The sequence below is a fragment of the Kineococcus radiotolerans SRS30216 = ATCC BAA-149 genome (assembly GCF_000017305.1).
Taxonomy (GTDB): domain Bacteria; phylum Actinomycetota; class Actinomycetes; order Actinomycetales; family Kineococcaceae; genus Kineococcus; species Kineococcus radiotolerans.
On record NC_009664.2, the window covers coordinates 2,123,337 to 2,147,704 of the forward strand.

Consider the following 24,368-nt stretch of genomic DNA (forward strand, 5'->3'; position numbering starts at 1 on the left):
GGTGGTCTCCCGTCACTTGTCGACGATGGTCGGGACGACGCCCTCGAAGCCGAGGGTCTTGCCGAAGCCACTGGCGACGATGTAGGTGATCCCGATCGCGACGGCCGCGACCACGACGGCGAAGCAGACGATGGCGAGGACCTTCCCGATCGGGTGCCCCGGGGCGTGGCTGGTCTCGGCGTCGCCGCCGGCCCCGTGGGCCATGGCCCGCACGCCGGCGGAGAAGAGCACCGGCAGGCCGGCGCCGAGGAGGAGGGCGAGCAGGAGGATCCTCCACAGCGCGTCGCCGACGAGGGTCAGGTTCTGGACCACGTGCGTTCCTCTCAGACCGCGGCGGGGGTGCGCTCGGCACCCTCGCTCGCGTCCCACTCGTCGTTGACGTTGCCGGCGTGCACGGGGTTCTTGCGCGAGTGGCGCACCACCAGGAGGGTGAAGACGACCAGCACCGCCGTGATGGCGAGCGCCCCGACGGCGCCGCCGCCGAGCAGGTTCCCGATCCACCACGTGAGGGCGCCGACGATCCCGGCGGCCGGGATGGTCGTCACCCACGCGATCACCATGCGGCCCGCGACCCGCCAGCGGACGGTGGCGCCGGGCTTGCCGAGGCCCGCGCCGAGCACCGACCCCGTGGTGACGTGGGTGGTGGACAGCGCGAAGCCCATGTGGCTGGAGATGAGGATGACCGCGCCGGAGGCGGTCTCGGCGGCCATGCCCTGCGGGGGCGTGATCTCGATGAGGCCCTTGCCGAGGGTGCGGATGATGCGCCAGCCGCCGAGGTAGGTGCCCAGGGCGATCGCGAGCGCGCAGACGGCCTTCACCCAGAACGGGATGGTCTCGGTGCTGGACCAGTGCCCGGAGGCGATGAGCCCGAGGGTGATGACGCCCATCGTCTTCTGCGCGTCGTTCGTCCCGTGCGCCAGCGACACCAGCGAGGCGGAGCCGATCTGGCCCCAGCGGAACCCCTGGTCGGTGAAACGCTGGGCGACACCCGAGACGACCTTGTGCACGACGAAGGTGCCGACCGTCGCGACGACCGCGGCGAGGACCGGGGAGGCGATCGCGGGGATGACGACCTTCCCCACGACGCCGTCGATCTTGCTGCCGTCGCCGTTCCAGTTGACCCCGGCCCAGCCGAGACCGGCGACGGTGGCGCCGATGAGGCCGCCGAACAGGGCGTGCGAGGAACTGGAGGGCAGGCCGACCAGCCAGGTCAGCAGGTTCCAGGCGATCGCCCCGACGAGGCCGGCGAGGACGATGAGCAGCAGGGCCGACCCACCGCCCTCCAGGAGTTCGGGTCTCGGCGCCCCGGACGAGTCCTGGATCTTGACGACGGCGTTCGAGACGGTGAGCGCGACCTCCACGGAGAGGAAGGCGCCGACGAGGTTGAGGATGCCGGAGAGGCCCACGGCCACCTTGGGCGGCAGGGCTCCGGTGGCGATGGACGTGGCCATCGCGTTCGCGGTGTCGTGGAAGCCGTTGGTGAAGTCGAAGGTGAGGGCCACCACGACGACCAGCACGAGGATGAGCGTTGCTGTCTCCACGTGGGGAAAGGCTGCCCCTCCGCGGGCCGGCCGGACACCCGGATCGGCCGGCCCGCGGGAGTGTTCACCCCGAGTTCACGCTCGCGCGGGAACTCGTCGCGCTCAGGACGCCGGGCGGCGGTCCGCCTCGAGGATCGTGCGGGCGTGGACCACGAGCAGCGGGTCGGGGACCCCGACGACCTCGGGGTCCTTGCCGTCGTAGTCGAAGCGCGCCAGCACGTGCCGCATGGCGGCGAGGCGGGCCCGCTTCTTGTCGTTGGTCTTGACGACGGTCCACGGCGCGACGTCGGTGTCGGTGGTGGCGAACATCGCCTCCTTGGCGGCGGTGTACTCGTCCCAGCGGTCCAGGCTCTCGAGGTCCATCGGCGACAGCTTCCACTGCCGGACGGGGTCGATCTGGCGGATGAGGAACCGGGTGCGCTGCTCGGCGCGGGTGACGGAGAACCAGAACTTCACCAGGTGGATGCCGTCGTCGACGAGCATCTTCTCGAACAGCGGGGCCTGGGCGACGAAGCGGTCGTACTCCGCGGGGGAGGCGAAGCCCATGACGCGCTCGACCCCGGCGCGGTTGTACCAGGAGCGGTCGAACAGCACGAACTCCCCGGCCGCGGGCAGGTGCTGGACGTAGCGCTGGAAGTACCACTGGGTGGACTCGCGCTCGCTGGGCTTCTCCAGGGCGACGACGCGGGCCCCGCGGGGGTTGAGGTGCTCCATGAACCGCTTGATGGTGCCGCCCTTGCCGGCCGCGTCGCGGCCCTCGCACAGCACGACGATCCGCTCGCCCGACGCCTTGAGCCAGCGCTGCAGCTTGAGCAGCTCGATCTGGAGCAGCCGCTTCTCGGCGTCGTACTCCTTCCGGTCCAGCCGCTCGTCGTAGGGGTAGTCCTCGCGCCAGGTGTCGACGACGTTCCCGTCGGGGGTGAGGAGCTCGGGCTCGTCCTCGTCGTCTCGGACGGTCATGCCCAGGTCGGGAGTCAGCTGCACGTGCGGCATGGAACCCCGGGCCCTCCCGCACCGGCCGACGCCCCGGTGACCCGGCGGTGAACTCCGGGCGAACAGGGCGCGGGACGGTCGCGGGCGGCGACCCTCCCCCGCGCCCGTTACAGGGGGTCACCCGTTCGCCAGCACCCCACCGGCGGAGCAGGTGCGACCGGGGGCGACCCGATGTCAAGGGGGAGAACGCACCGGATCCGCTACCGAGGAGACCTCCCCCCATGTCTCAGCACCTCGCCCCCCGCGCCCCCCGCACCCCCCGTCGTCGCGGCTCCCGCGCCCTGCTGGCCGCCGCCGCCCTGCTCACCGCGCTGGGCACCGGCGCCGGCACCGTCCCGGCCGCCCACGCCACCTCCGCGCCGGTGATGAACTACGACGGCACCACCGTCAACAACGCCCGCATCCCCGCCGCGAGCATCGGCATCGAGACCGCGACCGGGGTGGCCTTCGACCGCGGCGCCTACTTCGTGGGCACCACCCAGGTCGGGACCCTCGGCCCCGTCACCGCGTCCGGGGACACCTACCGCGCCACCGGCACCGTGGACCTCACCGGTCGCAGCGGTTCGATCACCCTCGTGGCGAAGCTGTACAAGGGCAAGTACCTCGTCCAGAACGTCTACAAGGTCCTGCGCCTGGTGCCGCCGGCCCCGCTGGGGATCCCCGCCGGCTGGCCGAACGCGGCCACCACCGGGGTCCCCGCCGGCACCACCCTGACCCCCGCCGGCGACGTCGTGGTCACCACCCCCGGCACCGTCCTCACCGGCCTCGACATGGGGTGCCTCACCGTCCGCGCCGCCGACGTCGTCGTGCGCAAGTCCCGCGTCACCTGCACCGACGGGCGTCAGCTCGCGGTGGCCCTGACCGGCGCCAAGGGCTTCGTCATGGAGGACTCCGAGATCGACGGCGGCGACGGCGGCACCGAGAACGCCATCGGCTGGGGCGGCTACACCCTGCGCCGCGTCGAGGTCCGCGGCACCCAGGACGGCCCGCGCCTGGGCTACGACGTGACCATCGCCGACAGCTGGATCCACGGCCTGGTGCGTCACGACGACGTCCACACCGACGCCCTGCAGTCCACCAGCGGCGAGCGGATCGTCGTGCGCCACAACACGCTGGACCCCCGGACCCCGGGCGTGGACGACTTCCTCAACGCCGCGGTGCAGCTGGGCACCGAGACGGGGACAGGGCGGCTGCGCAACGCCGTCTTCGAGAACAACTTCCTCAACGGCGGCGCGTTCTCGGTCAACGTCAAGTGCAGCGCGAACATCGACTCCAGCGTCGTCTTCCGCAACAACCGCTTCGGCCACGGCAGCCGGTTCGGCGCCGTCATCGCCCCGGGCAAGCTGCGCCTGAGCGGCAACACGTACATCGACAACGGCGCCGCGGTGCCCGTCGCCCCGGCCTGCTGACCGGGGCGGGGCGGGGCGCGGCGCCGGGCCTACGGCTGCGGCGGGGTCTCCACGATGGCGAAGCCCCGCCCGCGCAGCCGCCGCCGCTCCTCGGCGAGGTGGGCCAGCAGCCGGTCGGCGGCGCCGCGGCCGTGGGCGGTGACGAGGTCGACGGCGGTGGGCGCGTCGCGGGCCAGGACGGCGTCGACGATGCCGAGGTGCTCGGCGCGCGCGGTGGCCCGCGACCGCGGCGAGCGCACCTCCAGCCACCGGGTCCGGGCGAGGCGGACCAGCGCCCCGCCGACCGCGTCGGCGAGGAAGCGGTTGCGGGACAGGCGGGCCAGCGCGACGTGGAAGTCGGCGCCGTCGCGCAGGCCGGAGGGCCCGTCGTCCGCGGCGGACTCCTCGACGAGGGCGCGCACGGCCAGCAGCTCCTCCTCGGTGGCGCGCTCGACGGCCAGCGCGACGGCCGCGGTCTCGACGGCCTCGCGGTGCTCGACGACGGCGCGGACCTCGGTGAGGTCGATGGGGGTGACCTGCCACCCGCGTCCCACCCGGCCGGTGAGCCCCTCGTTCTCCAGCCGGACCAGCGCGGCGCGGATCGGGGTGCGGGAGGCGCCGAGGAGGTCCTCCAGGCCGCGTTCGCTGAGCTTCTCGCCGGGGACGAGGTCGAACCCGAGGATGGCGGCGCGCAGGGTCTCGTAGGGGCCGTCGGGCACGTCTCCTCCTGGGTCGAGGGGGTCCACGTTGGTATACCGTCGTGGTATGCCACCAACGTACACCCCGCTCGCCCGCGTCCCCGCGGCCGCGTGGCGGATGCTCGCGCTCGGCGTCGCCGCCCAGGCGGCCGGGACCCTCCTCGTGAGCACGCCGGTGTACCTCATCCCCCTCCTGCACGTGGAGCGCGGCCTGCCGCTGGCGCAGGCCGGGGCCCTGGCCTCCGCCCCCACCCTCGGCATGGTCCTGACCCTGGTGGCCTGGGGGGCGCTGGCCGACCGGCTCGGGGAGCGCTGGGTCATCGCCGGCGGGCTGGCCGCCACCGCCCTCCTCGCCGCCCTCGCCGCCGGGGCCGACGACCTCGTCCGGCTCGGCGTCCTCCTCGGGCTGGGCGGCGCGGCCTCGGCCAGCACCAACGCCGCCAGCGGCCGCGTGGTCGTCGGGTGGTTCCCGCGCGAGCGCCGCGGCCTGGCGATGGGCCTGCGGCAGGTGTCGCAGCCGCTGGGGGTCGCCGTCGCCGCCCTCGCCGTCCCGCCGCTGGCCGCCTCGGGCGGGACCCGGGGCGCGCTGGTCCCGACCGCGGGCGTCCTCGCCGTCCTCGCCCTGGCCTGCGCGGCGGGCATCCGCAACCCGCCCCGCCCGGGCGCGGCGCAGGTCGCGGCGGCGGGGAACCCCTACCGCCGCGACCGCTTCCTGCTCCGCATCCACGTGGTGTCGGTCCTGCTGGTCCTGCCGCAGTTCACGCTGACGACGTTCGGGCTGGTCTGGCTGACCCTCGGCCTGGGCTGGGGGGCCACGGCCGCCGGGGTCGTCGTCGGCGGGGCGCAGTTCGTGGGGGCGCTGGGCCGGATCGGCGTCGGCGTCCTCAGCGACCGGGTCGGCAGCCGGGTCCGGGTCCTGCGCTGGGTCGCGGGATCGGGGGTCGTGGCCCTCGCCGCGCTGGCGGGCGTGGGCTTCGCGCAGTGGCCGGTCGCCGTGGCCGTGGTCCTCGTCCTCGCCTCCACGATCAGCGTCGCCGACAACGGCCTGGCCTTCACCTCCGTCGCCGAGGCCGCCGGACCGCGCTGGTCGGGCAGGGCGCTGGGGCTGCAGAACACCGGGCAGTTCGTCGCCGCCTCCGCGGTGGGCCCCGGCGTCGGCGCGCTGGTCACCGCGATCGGGTACCCGGCCTCCATCGCCCTGGTGGCCCTCGCCCCGCTCCTCGCCCTCCCCCTGGTCCCCCGGCACGACCAGCACCGCTGAGGGGGGAGGATGGGGCGGTGGAACTCCTCGGCGACGCCGTCCTGCACGGCGGTGACCGCGCGACCCTGCGCCTGGCCCGCGACTACGACCACCCGGTGGCGGCGGTGTGGACGGCCCTCACCGTCCCCGCGCTGACCCGGCTGTGGTGGGCGGACCTGCGCACCGACCTGCAGGTGGGCGGGGAGTTCTCCCTGGAGTGGCTCACCGGCCCGCCCGGCGAGCTGGAGTGGTGGCCCGGCGAGATCACCGCCATGGACGCCCCCCGGCTGCTGGAGCACACCAACTCCGAGCACGGCCTGCTGCGCTGGGAGCTGGAACCCCTCGACGCCGGGGCGCTGCGCGCCCGGACCCGGCTGCGCCTGACGAACGACCTCGAGGGCGAGGACGCCTGGGTGCCGATGTCGCTGGCCGCCTGGCACCTGCACCTGGACCAGCTCGCGACCGCCCTCGACGGCGGCGGCGTCGACTGGAGCGCGTGGGCGAGCGCCACGAACCTGCGGATGCGGGAACTGCGCGCCGCCTACGCCGCCACCCTCCCCCGCACCTACTGACCCGGGTCCGGCCGCCGGGGTTCAGCGGACGCTGCGGGCGAGCTGGACCAGGGAGTCGGGGGCGTCGTCGCGCGGCAGCAGCAGTTCCACGAACGCCGCGTGGTCGGGGTCGGCCCGGACCTTCCCCAGGACCTCGACGAGGTCCGCGGGGGTGGCGGCCCGGTAGGTGGGGGTCCCCGGCGAACCCAGCGCCGCGGGCAGCTTCGTCCAGTCCCACGCGACGACGTCCTGGTAGACCGCCTCGGGGCTGCGGATGGCCCGTTCCACGGTGTAGCCGGAGTTGTTGACCAGCAGGATCGTCGGGGTGAGGCCCTCGGCGAGGATCCGCCCGAGTTCCTGGATCGTCAGCTGCGCGGAACCGTCGCCGATGACCAGGACGGTCTCCCGGCCGGGACGGGCGAGCATCGCGCCGAGGGTCGCGGGCAGCGTGTACCCGATGGAGGACCAGACCGGCTGCCCCAGCAGGTCGCAGCCGTCGGGGGTGGTGAGTTCCAGCGCCCCGTAGAACGAGGTCCCCGCCTCGGCGACGAGCAGGGTGCCCGGGTTCAGCCAGCGCTGCAGCAGCGGCCAGAGGTCGGCGTGGGTCAGCGGGCCGTCGGGTTCGGCGGGCACGTGCGGTGCGAGGGCCGGGACCTCCTGGCGCGGCAGCGGCCCGGGACGGGGCGAGCGCGCGTCGAGGACCTCCTCCAGGATGCGCAGCGACTCCTCCAGGTACAGGCCGTAGAACGCCGTCCCCGCGATGCGGGCGTGGTCCAGCTGCAGGTCCACCGAGGCCTCCGGGTCGAAGGCGTGGCTGAACGAGCCGGTGAGGAAGTCGCTCATCAGCACCCCCGCGAGGACGAGCGGCCGGGCCCCGTCGACGGCGCGACGGGTCCGGGCGGAGCGGGTGAACTCCCCCGCGTACACCCCGAGGTTCGCGGGGTGGGACTCGTCGAGCATCGCCTTGGACGCCGACTGCGTCGCGACCCGGACGCCGTTCTGGGCGGCGATGGCCCGCACGAGGTCCTCCAGGTTCCGCCGGTGCAGCCGGGGACCGGCGAGGACGGTGACCTCGGGGGCGTCCCCGAGGAACTGCGCGAGCGCGGTGCGGAACTCCTCCGCCGCCCCCGCGTCGCTGCGCAGGACGCGCAGCGGGCGCGACAGCGGGGCGGCCGGGACGGGGTGGACGGCGACGTCGGCGGGGACGCCGAGGTAGACGGGTTTCGACGTGCCGACCGCGGTGAGCAGGGCCTGGTCGATCGCGGTCGTCGCCCCCTGGGCCCGCACGACCACGGCCGAGGCCGTCACCTCGGCGGCGATCCGCACGAAGTGCCCGAAGTCGCCGTCGGCGAGGGAGTGGTGCAGCAGCGCCCCCCGGCTCATCGCGGTGGTCGGGGGGAGCCCGACGACGTGCACGACGGGGACGTCCTCGGCGTAGCTGCCGGCGAGGGCGTTGACCGCGGACAGCTCCCCGACGCCGAACGTCGTGACCACCGCCGCCGGCCCGCGCCGCAGGCGCGCGTACCCGTCGGCGGCGTACCCGGCGTTGAGCTCGTTGGACGACCCGACCCAGCGCAGGCCGGTCGCGGCCAGCACCTCGTCGAGCAGGGCGAGGTTGAAGTCGCCCGGCAGTCCGAAGACGTGGCCGACGCCGAGCTGCTCGAGGCGGCGGCCGAGGTAGCCCCCGACGGTGGTGGTCGAGGTGTCCGGGGCCGGTGCGGGGGTCATGCCGTGATGACACGCCCGCCCGGGCGGATCGCGCAACAGAGCGCGGCGACGTTGGTCGTTCCGACCAGTCCCGCTCCCGCGCCCTCGCCTAGGGTGATCGACGTGACCACCCTGGACGGCACGGACCGGCGCATCCTCGTCGCCCTCGACCGCGACCCGCGCGCCACCGTCGCGCAACTGGCCATGGACCTGGGCCTGGCCCGGGGCACGGTGCACAGCCGGCTGGAGAAGCTCGCCGGCGACGGCACGCTGCGGTTGAACTCGACGCGGCTGGACCCGGCGCGGGTCGGGTTGTCCATGCGCGCCCTGGTCACGGCGAGCGTGGAGCAGAGCGAGTTCGACGGGATGGTCGAGGACGTGTCCCGCATCCCCGAGGTCGTGGAGTGCCTCGGCATCTCCGGCGACTCGGACCTGATGATCCAGATCGCGGCCCGCGACGCGGACCACGTCTACGACATCACCCAGCGGATCATGAGCTGCCGCGGGATCCGCCGGACCTCGACGTCGATCGTGCTGCGGGAGCTGCTGGCCTACCGGACCGAGCACCTGCTGCGCTGAGGGGTGCGGCCCCGGCGGGTGGTTCGCCGCGGCACCCACCGTGCACGGGACGTTGGGCGCGAGTTCCCCGGGGGTTTCCGGGGCCCTGCCAGGTTGTGCCTGCCCTGAGGAGCCGGCGCCGAGCGCCGGAGCATCGATCGAGAGGTTCCCGGTGTCCGACACCCAGTCAACCGCAGATGAGAACAACTCGCAAGAGCGCCGTGGGTTCTTCACCCGCCGGGGCCTGCTGGGGACGGGCGGTCTCGCGACCGCCGTCGTCTTCGGCAAGGGCCTCGTCGACGCCTCCGCCGCCTCCGCGGCCCCGGCCTACGTGCCCGCCCAGCTGAACGCCAAGGACGCGCACTACTCCACGACCTTCCGCCGGATCACGCGCAGCACCGGCACCGGCAGCGCGGTCAAGGTCCTCCCCCTGGACCGCGCGAAGTTCCAGGTCGGCTCGACGTTCGACCTGCGCGTCGAGGCCACCGGGGTCGACCCCGAGACCACGCGGATCGTCATCAGGGTCAGCGACGGCAGCGGCCCCGCCCCGCTGCTGGGCCCCGCTCCCGTCCGCACCAGCTCCGCCCCCGACTCGGTCGAGGTCACCTACCGGGACTTCGTCTACCCGGCCGCCGGCACCTTCACCATCGCCGCCGCGGTGTCCTCCTCCGCGGGTTCCGCCTCCCAGGAGGTGACGCACGAGGTGGTGCTGGCCGACGCCTCGGGCGAGACCGCCAAGAACGTCATCTTCTTCCTCGGCGACGGCATGGGCCAGGCCGCCATCACCGGCGCCCGGATCCTCTCCAAGGGCATCACCGAGGGCAAGTACGACGCCTTCCTGGAGATGGACACCCTCGACTTCCGCGGCAACGTCACCACCTCCGGCAGCGACTCGATCGCCACCGACTCCGCCAACTCGATGTCGGCGTACATGACCGGCCACAAGACGGCCGTCAACGCCATGGGCGTCTACCCGGGCAACTCCGAGGACCCGACGGCCAGCCCGCGCGTGGAGACGATGGCCGAGGTGCTCAAGCGCTCGCGCGGCATGTCCATCGGCATCGTCACCACCGCCGAGATCCAGGACGCCACCCCGGCCGCGGTGTTCGCGCACACCCGCCGCCGCTCCGAGTACCTCGACATCATGGAGCAGGCGCTGACGCCGGAGCAGATGCCCGACGTCTACATGGGCGGCGGCCGCGCCTCGCTCCTCCCCCAGTCCCAGAAGGGTTCGCGCCGCACGGACGAGCGCAACCTCATCGAGGAGTTCAAGGACAAGGGCTTCGCCTACGCGGGCACCCGCACCGAGCTCTCCGCCGTCATGGCGGCCGGGACCCCCGACAAGCTGCTCGGGACGTTCCACAACGGGAACCTGAACGTCTACATCGACCGCCGGATCACCCCGGACCCCGCCGTCCTCGGCGAGTTCCCCGACCAGCCCGGCCTCGTGGAGATGACGAGGGCCGCGCTGAAGGTCCTGGAGAAGAACGACAAGGGCTTCTTCCTCATGGTCGAGGGCGCCTCGATCGACAAGTCCGAGCACCCGCTCGACGGCCCCCGCGCCGTGTACGACACGATCGAGCTCGACCAGGCCGTGGCCGTGGCCAAGGAGTGGGCGAAGGACCGCGACGACACCCTCATCGTCGTGACCGCCGACCACAACCACGCGATGAGCATCGCCGGCACGCACACCCTCTCCCGGGAGGGTTCGCCCGCCCGCCAGCAGAACGGCGTGTACGCCGACGCCGGGTTCCCCACCTACGTCGACGCGGACGGCGACGGGTTCCCCGACGACCCCAACCCCGACGTGCAGCTGTTCTTCGGCTGGTCGAACCACCCCGACCACCCCGACGACTTCGCGCACAACCCCGTCCTGGCCCAGCCGGCGCTGGAGGACCCCGCCACCGAGCAGGCGTTCCCCAACCCCAACCGCGACCCGGGCGCGGTCGTCCAGATCGGCAACCTGCCGCTGGAGGAGACCAACTGCGTCCACACGGTCGAGGACGTCTTCATCGGCGCCTCCGGCCCCGGCGCGCAGCGCTTCGCGAAGCTGCTGGACAACACCGAGGTGTTCCACAACGTCATCGCGGCGCTGGGCCTGCAGATCCCGACGTACTCGCTGAGGAGCAGCGGCGGCAAGGTCGCCGAGGCCGAGGTCGCGGCGACGGAGGCCACGCCGGCCGGCTGACCCCCGGCCCGGACGCCCCCCGCCACCACCGGTGGCGGGGGGCGTCCGCACGTCCCGCGGCCCCGTCCCCACCCGTCGGGGGCGGGGGTCAGGCCCCCAGCCCGCTCACCACGGCGGCCGGGGCCGGGGCGGGCCGGCCCAGGTGGTAGCCCTGGCCGTGGGAGACGCCCAGGGCGCGCAGGCAGTCCAGCTCCTCCGCGGTCTCGACGCCCTCGGCGATGACGCGGGCGCCGGTCTGGTGGGCGAAGGTGGTCAGCGCGGCGGCCAGGGCGCGGCGGGTGCCGTCGCGGTCGATGCCGCGGATGAGCCCGATGTCCAGCTTGATGAAGTCCGGCTGCAGCGTCAGGACGTGGCGCATGCTGGCGAACCCGGCACCGGCGTCGTCCACGGCGATGCGCAGCCCGCCCTGGCGCAGCGGGGCGAGGTGGCGCAGCAGGGCGGTGTAGTCGCTGACCTGCTCGTGCTCGGTGACCTCGACGACGAGGGTCCGCAGGTCCTCCTCCTGCAGGACCCGGGCCAGGGCCGGGGAGGCGGCCACGGCGGGGCTGACGTTCAGCGACAGGAACCCCTCCCCGAGCGGGCGCTGGGCCAGCGCGGCCCGCACGGCGGCCAGCTCCAGCTGCTCCCCGGCCCCCACCCCGGCGGCGTCGGCGAACCAGGTGTCGGGGGCGCCGTGGGGGAAGCGGCTGAGGGCCTCGTCCCCGACGCGGCGCAACCCCTCCAGCTCGACGATGGGCTGGTAGACCGGGCGCGGCCCGCCCTCGCGGTGCAGGGCGTCCAGGCGCGCCAGCACGGCGCGGCGGCGCAGCGCCTGCTGGTGGTCGCGGGTCAGCAGCTCCCCCAGCGCCTCGGCGATGATCTCCAGGACGCCGCGGTCGCGCGGGCGCAGCTCCGGCTGCGGGGTGCTCGACAGCGCGCACAGGGTGCCGTAGAGGCTGCCGTCGTTGAAGCGCACCGGCACCCCGACGTAGGCGCCGATGTCGAGGGCGGCGGTGATGGGCAGCGCGGCGGTGACCGGGTGCGCGGCGGCGTCGGGGACCACGGCGCTCAGCCGCCCCGCCAGGACGTGGCGGCAGTAGGTGCCCCGCAGGTCCCAGGACAACCCCGGGACCAGCGCCGTCCCCGGGCCGGCGGCGACGTGGCGCAGGGTCCAGACCTCGCCCTCGAAGCGGGCCAGCACCGCGGCCTCCATGCCCAGCTGGCGCCGGGCGGCGTCGAGGAGCCGCTCGATGCGCAGGGTCAGCTCCGGGTCCCCGCCCGCCCCGTCCGCGCCGTCGGCCCCGAACGCGACGGGGGGCTCGTCGAGGGGGCCCGCCGGCGGGGTGCGCGGCTGCGCGGCGGCCGCGCGGGCCCGCTGGGCGCGCGCGGCCCGGTCCACGCGCGCGGCCGCGTCGGCCTCGCGCCAGGCCGCGGGCAGACCGGTGGCGGCGCGGCGGGTCCCCACCCCCAGCGAGGCGGGCACGCCCGCGTCGGCCAGCGCGGCGCGCAGGCCCTCCAGCGCGGCGGTGGCGGCGGCGCGGTCCGCGTCGGGCAGGAGCGCGGCGAACTCGTCCCCGCCCAGGCGCACGACCAGGTCCTCGGGGCGCAGGTGCTCGCGCAGCACCTGCCCCGCGCGCACGATCAGCCGGTCCCCGGCGTCGTGCCCCTCGGCGCGGTTGAGCTCCTTCAGCCCGCCCAGGGCGAGCAGCAGCACCGAGGCCGTCGAGCCCAGGCGCTTCGCGCGGGCCTCCTCGGCGGCCAGCGCCGCGTCCCACGCGCGGCGGTCGCCGAGGCCGGTGACCGCGTCGCGCCCGGCGGCCTCCCGGGCGCGGTGCGCCTCCCGCTCCAGGCGCAGCTCGTGGCCGAGCACGGTGGCGAGCAGGTCCGCCGCCAGCTCCACGTCGGGCAGTTGCAGCCCCACCGCCGGGTCGACCGGCTCCAGGGACCCGGCGCACACCGTCCCCAGGACGGTGCCGTCGGGGGCGGTCATCGGCACGGAGAGGTAGGAGCGCCACGGGAAGCCCGTGGCGGCCAGGGCGCGCTCCCAGGCGGGTTCGCGCTCCACGCACGGGGAGAAGCGGGGGGTGTCGCCGGCCACCGTGGCCGCGCAGAAGGTGTCGTCCCAGGCCATCACGCCGCCGTCGCGCATGCCGACCCGGCCCGCGTCGAGCGCGGAGAGGACGACGTAGTCCTCCCCGTCGCGGCGCGCCACGGCCCAGGTGTCCATCCCCACGCGCTGGTGCAGGTGCCGCAGCGTCGCGGCCGCCGCAGAGGCGAAGTCGCTCACCGGGGGCAGCAGGACGGCCGGCGCCCCGGCCCCGTCCCCGTGCGCGCCACCCCGTCCACGTCCCTCGACGTCCATCTCCGGCCCCACCTCCGCTCCCATCCTGGCCCGGCGACCCCGCCGGTGCCGACCCGTGAGCGGCGCCGACCCGCGCCGGGGTCAGCGCCCGGGCGCACCGCACACCCCCGCGACCCGGTTGCGCCCGCCGCGCTTGGCCTCGTAGAGGCGGGCGTCCGCGTCGACGAGGAGGCTCGACCAGGTCGGCGCCGGCCCGGTGGTGCCCGTGGTGGCGGTGAAGCCGATGCTCACGGTGACGGGGAGACCGCCCGAGCGGGCCGACCAGTCGTGACCCTCGACACCCGCCCGCAGGGCCTCGGCCGAGACCCCGACCGCCTCCGGCGCCCAGCCCTCCCACACCACGACGAACTCCTCCCCGCCCAGGCGGGCGCAGACCACGCCCGGCGCCGCCGCGACGTACCGCTGCAGCAGCGTCCCCAGCTCGCGCAGGACGGCGTCGCCCGCGTCGTGGGAGCGCTCGTCGTTGATGCGCTTGAAGTGGTCGAGGTCCACCACGGCGAGCGCGACGGGACCGGGCTCGGCCAGCACCCGGTGCACGTGCTCCTCGACGGCCCGGCGGTTGGGCAGGCCGGTGAGGGAGTCGGTGAGGGCCAGGGTGCGGAAGCGGTCGCGGTCCCGGCGCGCGGTCGAGGCGTCGAACTGCGCCTGGGCCAGCAGCGCCCGCGCGGCGTCCTGCCGGGCCTGCAACCGCACGTGCTCGGCGTGGAAGCGGACGTGGGCCCGGTAGGCGCCCTCCCAGTCGCCGACGCCGGCGCGGTGGGTCGCCTCCGCCTCCTCGACCGCGGCCAGCACCCCCGGCAGCCGGCGCTCGACCCCCGCGGCGCGCGCCGCCCGCAGCTGCTCCAGCGCCTCCGCCGGGCGGCCGAGGTCCATGAGGACGCGGAAGGCGGTCAGCCGCGCGACGGGTTCCTGGTCCACGTCGACGTCGGGGCAGTCCGGGCGCAGCGCCTCGGTGATCGTCGCCCACGCCTCCTCCGGGCGGCCGTCGTGCAGCTCCACCGTGGCGATGGTGTCCAGGTCCGCCCGGCGCAGCCGGGCGCCGGAGGTCGCCGCCAGCCGGCGCATCCGCCGCGCCAGGCGCACCGCCTCCTCCAGCCGGCCCGCCTCGGCCCACTCCCAGGCGGCGTTGTTCAGCGCGCACAGCTCCAGCGCGACGTCGCCCTCGGCCGCGGCCAGGGCCAGGACCTCCTCGAGGACGGCGTCGTAGGACCCGAAGGCGCGGTCGAGGACGACGCTGAGCATCAGCAGGTGCTCCGCGCGCAGCCAGCCGGGCGCCTCGGCGGGCAGCAGCTCCACCGCGCGCAGGGCGTGCCAGCGCGCCCCGTCGACGTCCCCGGCCCGCCGGTGCAGCTGCGAGCGCTGGAAGTGGGTGCGGGCCAGCAGTTCCGCGTCGCCGCTGCCCAGGGCGACCCGCACGGCGTCCTGGACGAGGGCGCCGGCGGTCTCGGCGTCCCCGCGGGCACCGGCGACGTCGGCGCGGACCAGCGCGGCGCGCGCGGCGGCCACCGCGTCCCCCGCCGCGTCGGCGGCGCGCTCCAGGTCCCGGGCGGTCCCCGCCTGGCCCAGCAGGCCCAGGCCGCGGGCGCGCTCGAGGGCGCGGACCCGGTCGACCAGGGACGCGGGGGACGTCGCCGGTCCAGTCGTCACCCCCGGGACATCGGCGCGCCGGGCCCCGACCCTGAGACCGGACCCGCGGGCAGGTGGGCGCGGACCCCGGGCTCGGCGCTGGCGGGGTCCAGGAACCGCTGCGGCAACCCGGCCCGGGTGCGCAGCGCCGCGTAGCGCCCGAGGGGGCCGTCGCAGGGTTCCACCACCCAGTCCCGGTCGGCGTGCCCGCGCGCGAAGGCGTCGACGTCGTCGAGGAGGTACACCCCGCCGGCGCCCAGTTCGAGCTCCACGTCGTGCACCTCCAGCAGCACCGCCGCCGTCGCGGTGCCGGGCGCGGCCAGCAGCGCCGAGACGCGCTCCCGCTGCCACAGCAGCGTGAACCCGGACCGCTCGAACCCGTCCAGGGCCTGCCTCAGGTTCGTCACCGGGTGCTTCTCGAAACCCAGCCGCACCGCGCCCACCCCCTCGTCGTGCCGACATCCTGCCCGACGGCGCGGTTGCCATCCTTCGAACACCTGTGCGAACATCGTCGTGGTCGGCCGGTCGGTGAGGGGAAGCTCCGACCGGCCGATCACCCCCCCGTCGGCCGGGCACCGCTCCCGGGCGCGCCGGCCTCGGGTCAGGCGAAGCGCTCCGGGCGGAACGGCGCCAGCAGCGGCACGGGCTCCCCGGTGAGGACCTCCCGGGCGGTGAACTCCCCCAGGACCACCCCCAGCGTCGCCCCGCTGTGGGTGAACAGCACGTGCAGCCCGGGGACGGCCCCCACGGGCCCCGCGACGGGCTCGCCGTCCCCCGGGATCGGCTTGGGCCCCACCCCGCGGCGGGCCGCCCGCAGCGGCGGGTTCCCCGCCATGACGCGCGACGCCTCCGCGAGCAGCCCCTCGACGGTGCGCTCGCGCACCTCGTGGCGGCCGTCCAGCGGGTCCCCGTGCACGACGACCTCGCGCTCGGCCCAGCCGGAGTCCAGGACGAGGGTCCCGGCCGGGGTGGGGCGGACCGCCACCCGCGGGGTGTTCAGCACCGCGCGCAGCGCGTGCCCGACCGGCTCGGTCTCCACCAGCAGCGCGACGGGGGTGTCCTCGGGCACGGCGACGCCGAGCCCGGCGAGGTCGCGGGGCACCGCGGCCCCCGTCGCCAGCACCACGGCGTCCGCGTCGAGGACCTCCCCGGAGGCGGTCCGCACCCCCCGGGCGCGCCCGCCCGCCACGACGACCCGCGCCGGCCCGGCCCCGGTGCGCAGCCGGCCGCCGTCGGCGCGGAAACGCTCCAGCAGCACCGCGACCACGGTCGGCAGGTCGGCCCACCCCTCGCCGGGGTTGAACACCGCCCCCTCCTCCGCGACCGCCGCCGGGTCCACCCCGGGCGTCCAGCGGGCGACCTCGCCGGGGGCGAGCCAGCGGGAGTCGTAGCCGATCGACAGCTCGTGGGCGTGGCGCTCGCGGTGGCTGGCCCCGGGCGCGGCCCAGGTCAGGCCGCCGTCGAAGCGGACCGCGTGCCGCAGGTCCTCGCGGTGGGCGAGGGTGCGCCAGCGGTCGAGGGCGACGGCGCGCAGCGAGTGGTAGGCGGCGGAGCGCGGCCCGGCGGAGTTCAGCCAGGCCAGCGAGCGCCCCGAGGCCCCCGAGGCGGGTGCGGCCTCGGTGACGAGGTCGACGGAGGCCCCGGACCGGGCGAGGTGGGCGGCGGTGGACACGCCGAGGATCCCGCCGCCGAGGACGACGACGCGGGCGGTGCTGGACGTCACGCCCGCGTGTCTACCGCGCCCGGATCGGTGCGGTCCAGCCGGTGCGGCGCCCGGTGGTCAGCCCCCCGACCACCGGACGCGACACCGCGGTTCCCCCCTGCGAGCCCAGCGCGTGCCCGGCGGCCCCCCGACCACCGAGCCCCGCTCCCCCCGGGCTCGCACGACACATCGGCACCACCCGCCCCGGTGTTACACCTCCCGGGGAAGAACTTCCGGGGAGGTCACCAGCGGTCGTGGACGTGCTCGGCCACGAGGTCGCGGTAGACCTCCCGGACGGCCTCGAGCTGGTCGGCGGTGGGGGCCGGCAGCTGCGCCGCGGCGGCGTTGGCGCGAGCCTGCTCGGGGTTGCGGGCGCCGGGGATGACGACGCTGACGCCGGGCTGCTCGACGATCCAGCGCAGCGTGAAGGCGGCTAGGGGGACGTCCCCGGCGACCTCGGCGAGGCGGCGGGCGGCCTGCAGACCGACGGGGAAGGGGACCCCGGCGAAGGTCTCGCCGACGTCGAAGGCCTCGCCGTTGCGGTTGAAGGCGCGGTGGTCGTCGGCGGCGAAGGTGGTGTTCTCGTCGATCTTGCCCGTGAGCAGGCCCGAGGCCAGCGGCACCCGCACGACGACCCCGACGCCGGCCTCGGCCGCGGCGGGCAGGAACTCGGTGACGGGCTTGAGCCGCAGCGGGTTGAGGATGATCTGCACGCTGGCGACGTTGGGGCGCGCCACGGCGGCCAGCCCCTCCGCGACGGTCTCCACCGAGACGCCGTAGGCGCGGGTGCGGCCCTCGGCGACGAGGGTGTCGAGGGCGTCGTAGACGGCGTCGGTGCCCAGGACGGCCGGCGGCGGGCAGTGCAGCTGCACGAGGTCGAGGGTGTCGACGCCCAGGTTCTCGCGGCTGCGGTCGTTCCAGGCGCGGAAGTTGTCCAGCGTGTAGGCGCCCGCCTCGTGCGGGTCCGCGCGCCGGCCCATCTTGGTGGCCACGAACACCCCCTCGGGGGCGTCGGGGAGGAAGCGGCCCAGCAGCTTCTCGCTGCGGCCGTCGCCGTAGACGTCGGCGGTGTCGAAGAAGGTGACCCCCGCGTCCGCGGCGGCGCGCAGGGTCTCCATCGCGGCGTCCTCCGCCACGTCGCCCCAGCTGCCGCCGATCTGCCAGCAACCCATCCCGATCGCCCCGACGCTCGCGCCGGTCCTGCCCAGTGTCCTGTTCAACGTCGTCGTCTGCACGGGAGGAACTCAACCACGGGACCACGCCACGAGCGCGGGCACGCACCGCCGGGCGAAGTCCTCGTAGTCGTCGGGGGTGTTGTAGGCGTGGGCGGACAGGCGCACGAAGCCCTGGCCGCCGAAGGCGGTGAAGGCGGCCTCGACGCCCAGCTCGGCCAGCGCCCGGTCCCGCACGGCGTTGCCGCCGCCGGGTCCCAGGCCGAGGCGGCCGGGCAGCCGCACTAGCCGCAGCGGCCCGGCCGGCATCCCCACCTCGACGCGGTGGTCCTCCCCGGTGAGGGCGGAGAACGCGTCGGCGACGACGTCGACGCCGTGCTGGGCCAGTGCGGCCAGCCGCACCCGCAGCGCAGCCCAGCCGACCTCGCGCTCCACGGCGTCGAGGGCGTCGGGCGCGGCGAGCCAGCTCGTGAGGTCGAGGGTGCCCTGGTGGTCGAATCCGGCGGGGAACCCCTCGTCGGCGCCCCAGGAGTCGATGAGCGGGTTCAGCTCCCGGCGCAGGTCGCCGCGGGCGACGAGGACGCCGGTCCCGCGCGGGGCGCACCCGAACTTGTGCAGGTTGCCGACCCAGAAGTCGCAGTCCACCCCGGCCAGCGGGGCGGCCAGCAGCAGCGGGACGTGCGCGCCGTCGACGAGGACGGGCACCCCGCGCTCGTGGGCGGCGGCGCTGACGAGGTCCACCGGCAGGAACCGCGCCGTCGGGGAGGTGAGGTGGTCCACGACGACGAGGGCGGTCCGCTCGGACAGCTCCGCGACGACGGCCGCGCACGCCTCCTCCGGCCCGGCGCCGAGGGGGACGTGGGCGGTGCGCAGCCGCCCGCCCCAGCGGCGCACGAGCCGGCGCGCGCCCATCGTCACCGCCCCGTAGCCGTGGTCGGTGACGACGACCTCGCAGCCCTCCCGCACGGGCAGGGAGGAGAAGACGGCGCTGGCCCCGGCGCTGGCGTTCGCGACGAACGCCAGGTCCTCCACGGCGACCCCCAGGTGGGGGGCGACCCGGGCCCGCGCCGCCGCGACCCGCGCGGGCAGGCCGACGAAGAACCGGACCGGGGCGCCCTCCATCTCGGCCCGGTACGCCGCCTGCCGCTCCAGCGCGACCGTGGGCACCGCCCCGAACGACCCGTGGTTGAGGTGGAGCAGGGACGGGTCGAGGGAGAACGCGAGCGTCACCCGGGCAGTCAACCAGCCCGGCCCGGGCGCCGGCCCCGTCAGAGGCGCAGCAGCCCCGCGACCTGCAGCACCGCGGTGCCGGCCTCGTCGGAGGCGTCGAGGTCGACCTCGGCGACGATCGCCCAGTCGCGGTCGCCCGCGGGGTCCTCCAGCACCTGGCGCACGTACCAGCGGCGCGCCGAGCCCTTCGGCTCGGGGCCGGACCCGTCGTCGACCTGGAGCAGGTGCGGCCCGCGGGCGTCGGGCCCGGTCCCGATGCTGTCGTGCTCCTCGTAGTAGGCGTCGAGCTGGTCGGCCCAGGTGCTCTCGTCGGGGGAACCCTCCAGCTCCGCCAGGGCGGCGGGGCGGTCCAGCGCGCACAGCTCCACGAACCGGAACACCGCGTTGCGCACCAGCACGCGGAACGCGCGGGTGTTCGCGGTGACCGGCGGGGCCTCCTCCTCGCGGACGACGGCGTCCTGGACGTCGGCGGGGTCGACGCCGTCGCGCAGCGCCTCCCACTCGGCCAGCAGGGAGGAGTCGGTCTGGCGCACGACCTCGCCCAGCCACTCCACGAGGTCGGTGAGCTCCTCGGTGCGGGCGTCGTCGGGCACGGTCTGCTTCAGCGCCTTGTAGGCGTCGGAGAGGTAGCGCAGGACGAGGCCCTCCGACCGGGCCAGCTGGTAGTGCTGGACGTAGTCGCCGAACGTCATGGCCCGCTCGTACATGTCGCGCACGACGGACTTGGGCTTCACCTCGTAGTCGCCGACCCAGGGGTTCCCGGCGCGGTAGGTCTCGTAGGCGGCGCGCAGCTCCTCCGCCAGCGGCTGCGGCCACTCGACGTCCTCGAGCAGTTCCATGCGCTCCTCGTACTCGACACCGTCGGCCTTCATGCGCTGCACGGCGTCGCCCTTGGCCTTGGAGCGCTGCGCGAGCAGGACCTTCATCGGCTCGTCCAGGGTGGACTCGATGACCGACACGACGTCGAGGGCGTAGGTCGGGGACGCGGGGTCGAGGAGCTCGTCGATGACGGCGAGCGCGAACGGCGACAGCGGCTGGTTGAGGGCGAAGTCCAGCTGCAGGTCGCCCACCAGCCGCACCTGCCGCCCGTCGGGCAGGGGTTCGGGCAGCGTCTCGACGATGCCGGCGTCGAGGAGGGCGCGGAACAGCTCCACGGCGCGGCGGACGTGCTTGAGCTGGTTCTTGCGGGGTTCGTGGTTCTGCAGCAGCAGGTGGCGCATCGCCTCGACCGGGTTCCCCGGGCGCTGCAGGACGTTCAGCAGCATGGAGGTCGTGACCCGGAAGTGGGAGGTGAGCTGCTCGGGTTCGCCCGCGACGAGCTTGTCCATCGTCTGCTGCGACCAGGAGACGAAACCCTCCGGCGCCTTGACCCGCTGGACGCGCTTGAGCTTCTTCGGGTCGTCCCCGGCCCGGGCGACGCGGCGGGCGTTCTCCACCTCGTGCTCGGGGGCCTGGACGACGACGGTGCCGGCGGTGTCGAACCCGGCGCGGCCGGCGCGCCCGGCGATCTGGTGGAACTCCCGGACGCGGTAGTGCCGGTTGCGGCGGCCGTCGAACTTGGTGAGGCCGGCGAACAGGACGGTGCGGATGGGGACGTTGATCCCGACGCCGAGGGTGTCGGTGCCGCAGATGACCTTGAGCAGCCCGGCCTGGGCGAGGGTCTCCACCAGGCGCCGGTACTTGGGCAGCATCCCGGCGTGGTGGACGCCGACGCCCATCCGCAGCAGCCGGTTGAGGACCTTGCCGAAGCCGGCGGCGAACCGGAACCCGCCGAGGGCCTCGCCGATCGCGTCGCGCTGCTCGCGGGTGGCGATCTTCGCGCTGGTCAGCGACTGGGCCTGCTCCACGGCCGCGGCCTGGGTGGAGTGCACGACGTAGACGGGGGCGCGGTCGGTGTGCAGGAGTTCCTCGACGGTCTCCTGCAGCGGGGTCGTGGCGTAGGAGTAGTGCAGCGGCACGGGCCGCTCCACCGAGGTGACGCTGGCCGTGGCCCGCCCGGTGCGCCGGGTCAGGTCCTCGCGCAGCGCCGTCGTGTCGCCCAGCGTCGCCGACATCAGCAGGAACTGCGCCTGCGGGAGCTCGACGAGGGGGACCTGCCAGGCCCAGCCGCGGTCGGGGTCGGCGTAGAAGTGGAACTCGTCCATGACGACCTGCCCGACGTCGGCGAACGCGCCGGAGCGCAGCGCGACGTTGGCCAGGACCTCCGCGGTGCAGCAGACGATCGGCGCGCCCGGGTTCACCGACGCGTCGCCGGTCATCATGCCGACCCGCTCGGCGCCGAACGTCTCGACGAGGGCGAAGAACTTCTCGCTCACCAGCGCCTTGAGCGGGGCCGTGTAGAAGGAGCGGATCCCCGCGCTCAGCGCCGCGGCGTGCGCCCCGGCGGCCACCAGCGACTTCCCCGAGCCCGTGGGGGTCGCGAGCACGACGTTGGAGCCGGCGACCACCTCGATGAGCGCGTCCTGCTGCGCGGGGTACAGCTCGATGCCGCGCGAGGTCACCCACGTCGAGAACGCCTCGTAGACGCCGTCGGGGTCGTCGGTGCCCGGGGGCGGCAGCAGGTCGGGCAGGTGGGGCGTCGCGGTGGCGGGGGCGGGGGTGGCAGTCATGGCCCGCCCATCGTCGCACCGCGGCCGGGTGCGCGCGTGCGCCGAGGCGGCCCCCGGACGGCGGGGGGACGGTCAGGGGATCAGGCCGTCCCGGCGGGCGAGGGCGGCGGCGGTGGCCGAGGAGCGGACGCCGTACTTGCGGCGCACCGAGGCCAGGTGCTGGGCCACGGTGTTGGGGGCCAGGCCGAGGCGCTCGGCGACGAGGGCCCCCGGGCACGCCTCGGCGACCATCTGCAGGACCTCCCGCTCGCGGGCGGTGAGGCTCACCCCGGCGCGCCCGGCGCCGCGCTCAGCGGCCTCCAGGGCGCGCAGGCGGTCCTCGGGGACGAGGACGAAGCGGTGGCCGGCGGCGTCCACGAGGACCGCGCGGCGCTCGCCGGCGACGGCGCGCAGGGCGCCGTCCCACCGGTCCTCCGGTCCCCGGACCGCGTCCACGGTCGCCGCGCTGCTGCGCTCCACGGTGCTCCCCCCGCCCACGTCGCCGCTCGGCCGCCCGGCGGCTCCTCCGCCGGGGGTGCGGCGCGGGTGACCCCGCCCCTGGGGGTTCGGGAGGCGCGGGGCCGTCCTGAACCGCGCCCCGCGATCACCACCCGCCCGGCCCTGACCGCCCGGGCGGTCAGGGCCGGGCGGGTCGGGGGCGGGCGGGTCGGGGGCGGGCGGTCCCGCGCCGCGCGGACACCCCCAGCACGACCACCGCGACCAGGGCCGCCCACGAGATCCACGGCCCGACCTCCCGGCGGTAGCCGAGGGTGAGGGTCTCCACGAGGGGGCTCATGCCGTCCACCAGCCCCGGGACGTAGGCCAGCGCGAGCAGCGTCAGCCGGGCGGCCAGGGCCCCGGTCAGCGCCGGCGTGGCCGCCGCGAGCGCCAGCGGGCCCCACAGCAGCAGGTCGTACCAGGGCAGCTCGTAGGCCGCCCCCAGCAGGTAGCCGGCCGCGAGCAGCGTGGTCACCCCCGCGGCCCGGCCCAGGGCGTCCCCGCGCACCAGCGGCCGCCACCACGCGAACGCGACGCCGGCCATCACCAGCAGCGTGCCCGGCAGCAGGTACCCGCGCGGCAGGCCCGCCTCGACCAGCGGGCGCCAGATCGTGGCGAGGGAGACGTAGCGGCTCGCCGTCCGGGTCTGGTCGTAGGCGTGGACCCCCGCCCACAGGTGCGCGGGCACCAGCACCAGCAGCGCCCCCGCGGCCCCGCGCAGCAGCCAGCCGCGGGTGAGGTGCCCGCCGGCGAGCGCCGCGAGGACGACACCCACCGCCACCGCGCCGTAGGGCAGCTTCGTGCCGACCGCGACGGCGAGCGCCACCCCCGCCCACAGCGGGTGGCGGCGGGCCAGCAGCAGGGTCCCCAGCGCCGCGACGCCGGCGAGGACGTCGGCGTGGGCGCCGCCGAGCCCGACGGTCAGCAGCAGCGGGTTCGCGCTCCACAGCAGCTCCGCCCGCGCGCGGCGGTCGGGGTCGCGCACCGCCGCCCGCAGCCCGAGGGCGCCGGCGAGCCAGGCGAGCAGCAGGAGCAGCTGCCAGCACAGCACCGTGGCGCGCACCGAGTCCCCGCCGCCCAGGGAGGCCGCGGCCATGAGCAGCGCGCCGACGGGCCCGTACACCGACGTCGTCGAGCGCCACGGGTCCCGCACGGCGGAGGTCACCGGGTCCTGCCCGCCGGCGAAGGTGTCCGGGGGCTGGACGTAGGGGTCCCCGCCCAGCGCGGCGATCCGCCCGTAGGCGGCGTAGCTGAGGTGGTCGGCGGAGCCGACGGGGGGCAGCAGGGTGAGCAGCACCGCCCCGGCGAGGGCGAGGAGGAGGTAGCGCCGCGGTCGCCAGCCGCGGGACAGGGCCCGCCACCCCGCCAGCAGGGAGGCCCCCCCGGACAGCAGCGACACCGCGAGCAGGACGCTGACCAGGCCGGAGGAGGGCCGCAGGCCCAGGTCGGGGGAGCCCGGCCCCAGGGGCGGGACGGCCGCGGAGGGACCGGCCGCCGCGACCGCGGCCCAGCCGAGCAGGCACACCAGCAGGCCGGCGCCGGCGAGGCGGGCCGGGGGCACCGCGCTCCCCGCCGCGGGCGGCGCGAGGCGTTCAGCCACCGGTGGCGCGGCGGACCGCGTCGGCGAGGCGGCGCCGGCCCAGGGCCCGGGCCACGTCGCGGTACTGCGCGGCCCGGTGCAGCTGGGCCCGCCAGTCGGTGCCGGTGACCCGGTGGTGCAGGTCGCAGGGCACCTCCCGCACCCGGAGCCCCGCCCGCAGCAGGTCGATCGTCAGCGCGGTCTCCACGCCCCAGCCCGGCGCCAGCGGCAGCGCCGCCTCGAAGGCGGCGCGGGTCAGGCAGCGCATCCCCGACAGCGGCTGCTGCGGCGACCAGCCGGCGGCGGCGAGGGTCCCGCGGCGGGCGAGCCCGACGACCAGGCCGCGCCCGCCGCCGGCGGTGGCCTGGCGGGGCAGCACCGCGATCGTCATGTCGGCCTCGCCGGCCAGCACCGGCGCGGTCAGCGGCGCGGTCTCCACGGCGCTGCCGCCCAGGTCGGCGTCGACGAACAGCAGCGGGCGCGGGCGCAGGCCCTCGCGCGGGCGGGCGGCCTCGAACTGGGCGACGGCGCGGGCCCCCGTCGTCATCGCCGCGGCCTTGCCGCGGTTGCGGGGGTGGGCGACGACGAGGGCGCCGGCGTCGCGGGCGGCCTTGGAGGTCGCGTCGCGCGACCCGTCGTCCACGACCACGACGAGGTCGACGACCGGCAGCGAGCGGACGGCGCGCACGGTGGCGGCGATCCGCTCCTGCTCGTCCTTGGCCGGGATCACGACCGCGACGGTCGGGGACGGGCGCAGGGGTGGCACGC

At 75.9% G+C, this 24,368-nt stretch carries 20 protein-coding genes; 5 read left to right on the plus strand and 15 right to left on the minus strand.

Features of this window, described 5'->3' with window-relative positions; genetic code table 11:
- Positions 1–12: 12 nt before the first annotated feature.
- From KRAD_RS10235 to ppk2, 3 genes are all read right to left on the minus strand, one after another.
- Complete coding sequence (locus KRAD_RS10235; protein WP_012085497.1) at positions 13–312, minus strand: hypothetical protein; 300 nt, start codon at positions 310–312, stop codon at positions 13–15.
- Positions 313–323: 11 nt separating this feature from the next.
- Positions 324–1,541 carry an inorganic phosphate transporter gene (locus tag KRAD_RS10240; protein WP_012085498.1) on the minus strand — a complete coding sequence of 406 codons (1,218 nt, stop codon included), beginning with the start codon at positions 1,539–1,541 and terminating at the stop codon, positions 324–326.
- A 102-nt stretch (positions 1,542–1,643) separates the two neighbouring features.
- Positions 1,644–2,534 carry a polyphosphate kinase 2 gene (gene ppk2 / locus KRAD_RS10245; protein WP_012085499.1) on the minus strand — a complete coding sequence of 297 codons (891 nt, stop codon included), beginning with the start codon at positions 2,532–2,534 and terminating at the stop codon, positions 1,644–1,646.
- A gap of 221 nt (positions 2,535–2,755) precedes the next feature.
- Between ppk2 and KRAD_RS24245 the strand changes: the two genes are divergently transcribed.
- The gene (locus KRAD_RS24245) at positions 2,756–3,943 is read left to right on the plus strand and encodes a hypothetical protein (protein WP_012085500.1); all 1,188 of its coding nucleotides are present in this window, start codon (positions 2,756–2,758) and stop codon (positions 3,941–3,943) included.
- Positions 3,944–3,972: 29 nt separating this feature from the next.
- On the opposite strand, the gene KRAD_RS10255 is transcribed toward KRAD_RS24245, so the two are convergent.
- Positions 3,973–4,641: a GntR family transcriptional regulator gene (locus KRAD_RS10255; RefSeq protein ID WP_012085501.1), complete on the minus strand. Its 669-nt coding sequence runs from the start codon at positions 4,639–4,641 to the stop codon at positions 3,973–3,975.
- Positions 4,642–4,687: 46 nt separating this feature from the next.
- Between KRAD_RS10255 and KRAD_RS10260 the strand changes: the two genes are divergently transcribed.
- Together KRAD_RS10260 and KRAD_RS25975 are read left to right on the plus strand one after the other, a co-directional pair.
- Positions 4,688–5,881 (plus strand): MFS transporter, encoded by a 1,194-nt coding sequence (locus KRAD_RS10260; RefSeq protein WP_012085502.1) that lies wholly within the window; start codon positions 4,688–4,690, stop codon positions 5,879–5,881.
- A gap of 17 nt (positions 5,882–5,898) precedes the next feature.
- Positions 5,899–6,432 (plus strand): SRPBCC family protein, encoded by a 534-nt coding sequence (locus KRAD_RS25975; protein WP_012085503.1) that lies wholly within the window; start codon positions 5,899–5,901, stop codon positions 6,430–6,432.
- A 21-nt stretch (positions 6,433–6,453) separates the two neighbouring features.
- Here KRAD_RS25975 and KRAD_RS10270 read toward each other — a convergent pair whose 3' ends face one another.
- Positions 6,454–8,139, minus strand: a complete 1,686-nt coding sequence (locus KRAD_RS10270; protein WP_012085504.1) for an alpha-keto acid decarboxylase family protein — start codon at positions 8,137–8,139, stop codon at positions 6,454–6,456.
- Positions 8,140–8,241: 102 nt separating this feature from the next.
- Here KRAD_RS10270 and KRAD_RS10275 point away from each other — a divergent pair, with 102 nt between their 5' ends.
- On the plus strand, positions 8,242–8,697 hold the full coding sequence (locus tag KRAD_RS10275) for an Lrp/AsnC family transcriptional regulator (protein ID WP_203417546.1): 456 nt from the start codon (positions 8,242–8,244) through the stop codon (positions 8,695–8,697).
- A gap of 151 nt (positions 8,698–8,848) precedes the next feature.
- Positions 8,849–10,864: an alkaline phosphatase gene (locus KRAD_RS10280; RefSeq protein WP_012085506.1), complete on the plus strand. Its 2,016-nt coding sequence runs from the start codon at positions 8,849–8,851 to the stop codon at positions 10,862–10,864.
- An 88-nt stretch (positions 10,865–10,952) separates the two neighbouring features.
- Here KRAD_RS10280 and KRAD_RS24255 read toward each other — a convergent pair whose 3' ends face one another.
- From KRAD_RS24255 to KRAD_RS10330, 10 genes are all read right to left on the minus strand, one after another.
- Complete coding sequence (locus tag KRAD_RS24255; protein ID WP_012085507.1) at positions 10,953–13,205, minus strand: EAL domain-containing protein; 2,253 nt, start codon at positions 13,203–13,205, stop codon at positions 10,953–10,955.
- Between the two features lie 81 nt (positions 13,206–13,286).
- Positions 13,287–14,852 (minus strand): GGDEF domain-containing protein, encoded by a 1,566-nt coding sequence (locus tag KRAD_RS10290; RefSeq protein ID WP_012085508.1) that lies wholly within the window; start codon positions 14,850–14,852, stop codon positions 13,287–13,289.
- Entirely contained in the window at positions 14,849–15,238 is a 390-nt protein-coding gene (locus tag KRAD_RS10295) for a hypothetical protein (protein ID WP_157873563.1), read from the minus strand. Before KRAD_RS10295 ends, KRAD_RS10290 begins: the two co-directional genes overlap by 4 nt.
- Before the next feature lie 194 nt (positions 15,239–15,432).
- A complete protein-coding gene (locus tag KRAD_RS10300; protein WP_012085511.1) occupies positions 15,433–16,554 on the minus strand; it encodes an NAD(P)/FAD-dependent oxidoreductase in 1,122 nt (373 codons plus the stop codon).
- Positions 16,555–16,775: 221 nt separating this feature from the next.
- A complete protein-coding gene (locus tag KRAD_RS10305) occupies positions 16,776–17,705 on the minus strand; it encodes an aldo/keto reductase (RefSeq protein WP_012085512.1) in 930 nt (309 codons plus the stop codon).
- 72 nt (positions 17,706–17,777) lie between these two features.
- Positions 17,778–18,935, minus strand: coding sequence for an aminotransferase class V-fold PLP-dependent enzyme (locus tag KRAD_RS10310; RefSeq protein WP_203417548.1), 1,158 nt, complete (start codon positions 18,933–18,935; stop codon positions 17,778–17,780).
- Between the two features lie 38 nt (positions 18,936–18,973).
- The gene (locus tag KRAD_RS10315; RefSeq protein WP_012085514.1) at positions 18,974–21,544 is read right to left on the minus strand and encodes a DEAD/DEAH box helicase; all 2,571 of its coding nucleotides are present in this window, start codon (positions 21,542–21,544) and stop codon (positions 18,974–18,976) included.
- Between the two features lie 72 nt (positions 21,545–21,616).
- Complete coding sequence (locus KRAD_RS10320; RefSeq protein ID WP_012085515.1) at positions 21,617–22,003, minus strand: helix-turn-helix transcriptional regulator; 387 nt, start codon at positions 22,001–22,003, stop codon at positions 21,617–21,619.
- A gap of 157 nt (positions 22,004–22,160) precedes the next feature.
- A complete protein-coding gene (locus KRAD_RS10325) occupies positions 22,161–23,621 on the minus strand; it encodes an MptA/MptB family glycosyltransferase (protein WP_157873564.1) in 1,461 nt (486 codons plus the stop codon).
- Positions 23,614–24,366, minus strand: a complete 753-nt coding sequence (locus KRAD_RS10330; RefSeq protein ID WP_012085517.1) for a glycosyltransferase family 2 protein — start codon at positions 24,364–24,366, stop codon at positions 23,614–23,616. The genes KRAD_RS10325 and KRAD_RS10330 overlap by 8 nt, the downstream gene beginning before the upstream one ends.
- Positions 24,367–24,368: the final 2 nt, after the last annotated feature.

What these genes read in the sequence shown, in the direction of transcription:
- KRAD_RS10305 (WP_012085512.1), bottom strand. Translation starts at nt 17,705, where the DNA reads ATGGGTTGCTGGCAGATCGGCGGCAGCTGGGGCGACGTGGCGGAGGAC.
- KRAD_RS10270 (WP_012085504.1), bottom strand. Translation starts at nt 8,139, where the DNA reads ATGACCCCCGCACCGGCCCCGGACACCTCGACCACCACCGTCGGGGGC.
- KRAD_RS24255 (WP_012085507.1), bottom strand. Translation starts at nt 13,205, where the DNA reads ATGGACGTCGAGGGACGTGGACGGGGTGGCGCGCACGGGGACGGGGCC.
- KRAD_RS10260 (WP_012085502.1), top strand. Translation starts at nt 4,688, where the DNA reads ATGCCACCAACGTACACCCCGCTCGCCCGCGTCCCCGCGGCCGCGTGG.
- ppk2 (WP_012085499.1), bottom strand. Translation starts at nt 2,534, where the DNA reads ATGCCGCACGTGCAGCTGACTCCCGACCTGGGCATGACCGTCCGAGAC.
- KRAD_RS24245 (WP_012085500.1), top strand. Translation starts at nt 2,756, where the DNA reads ATGTCTCAGCACCTCGCCCCCCGCGCCCCCCGCACCCCCCGTCGTCGC.
- KRAD_RS10315 (WP_012085514.1), bottom strand. Translation starts at nt 21,544, where the DNA reads ATGACTGCCACCCCCGCCCCCGCCACCGCGACGCCCCACCTGCCCGAC.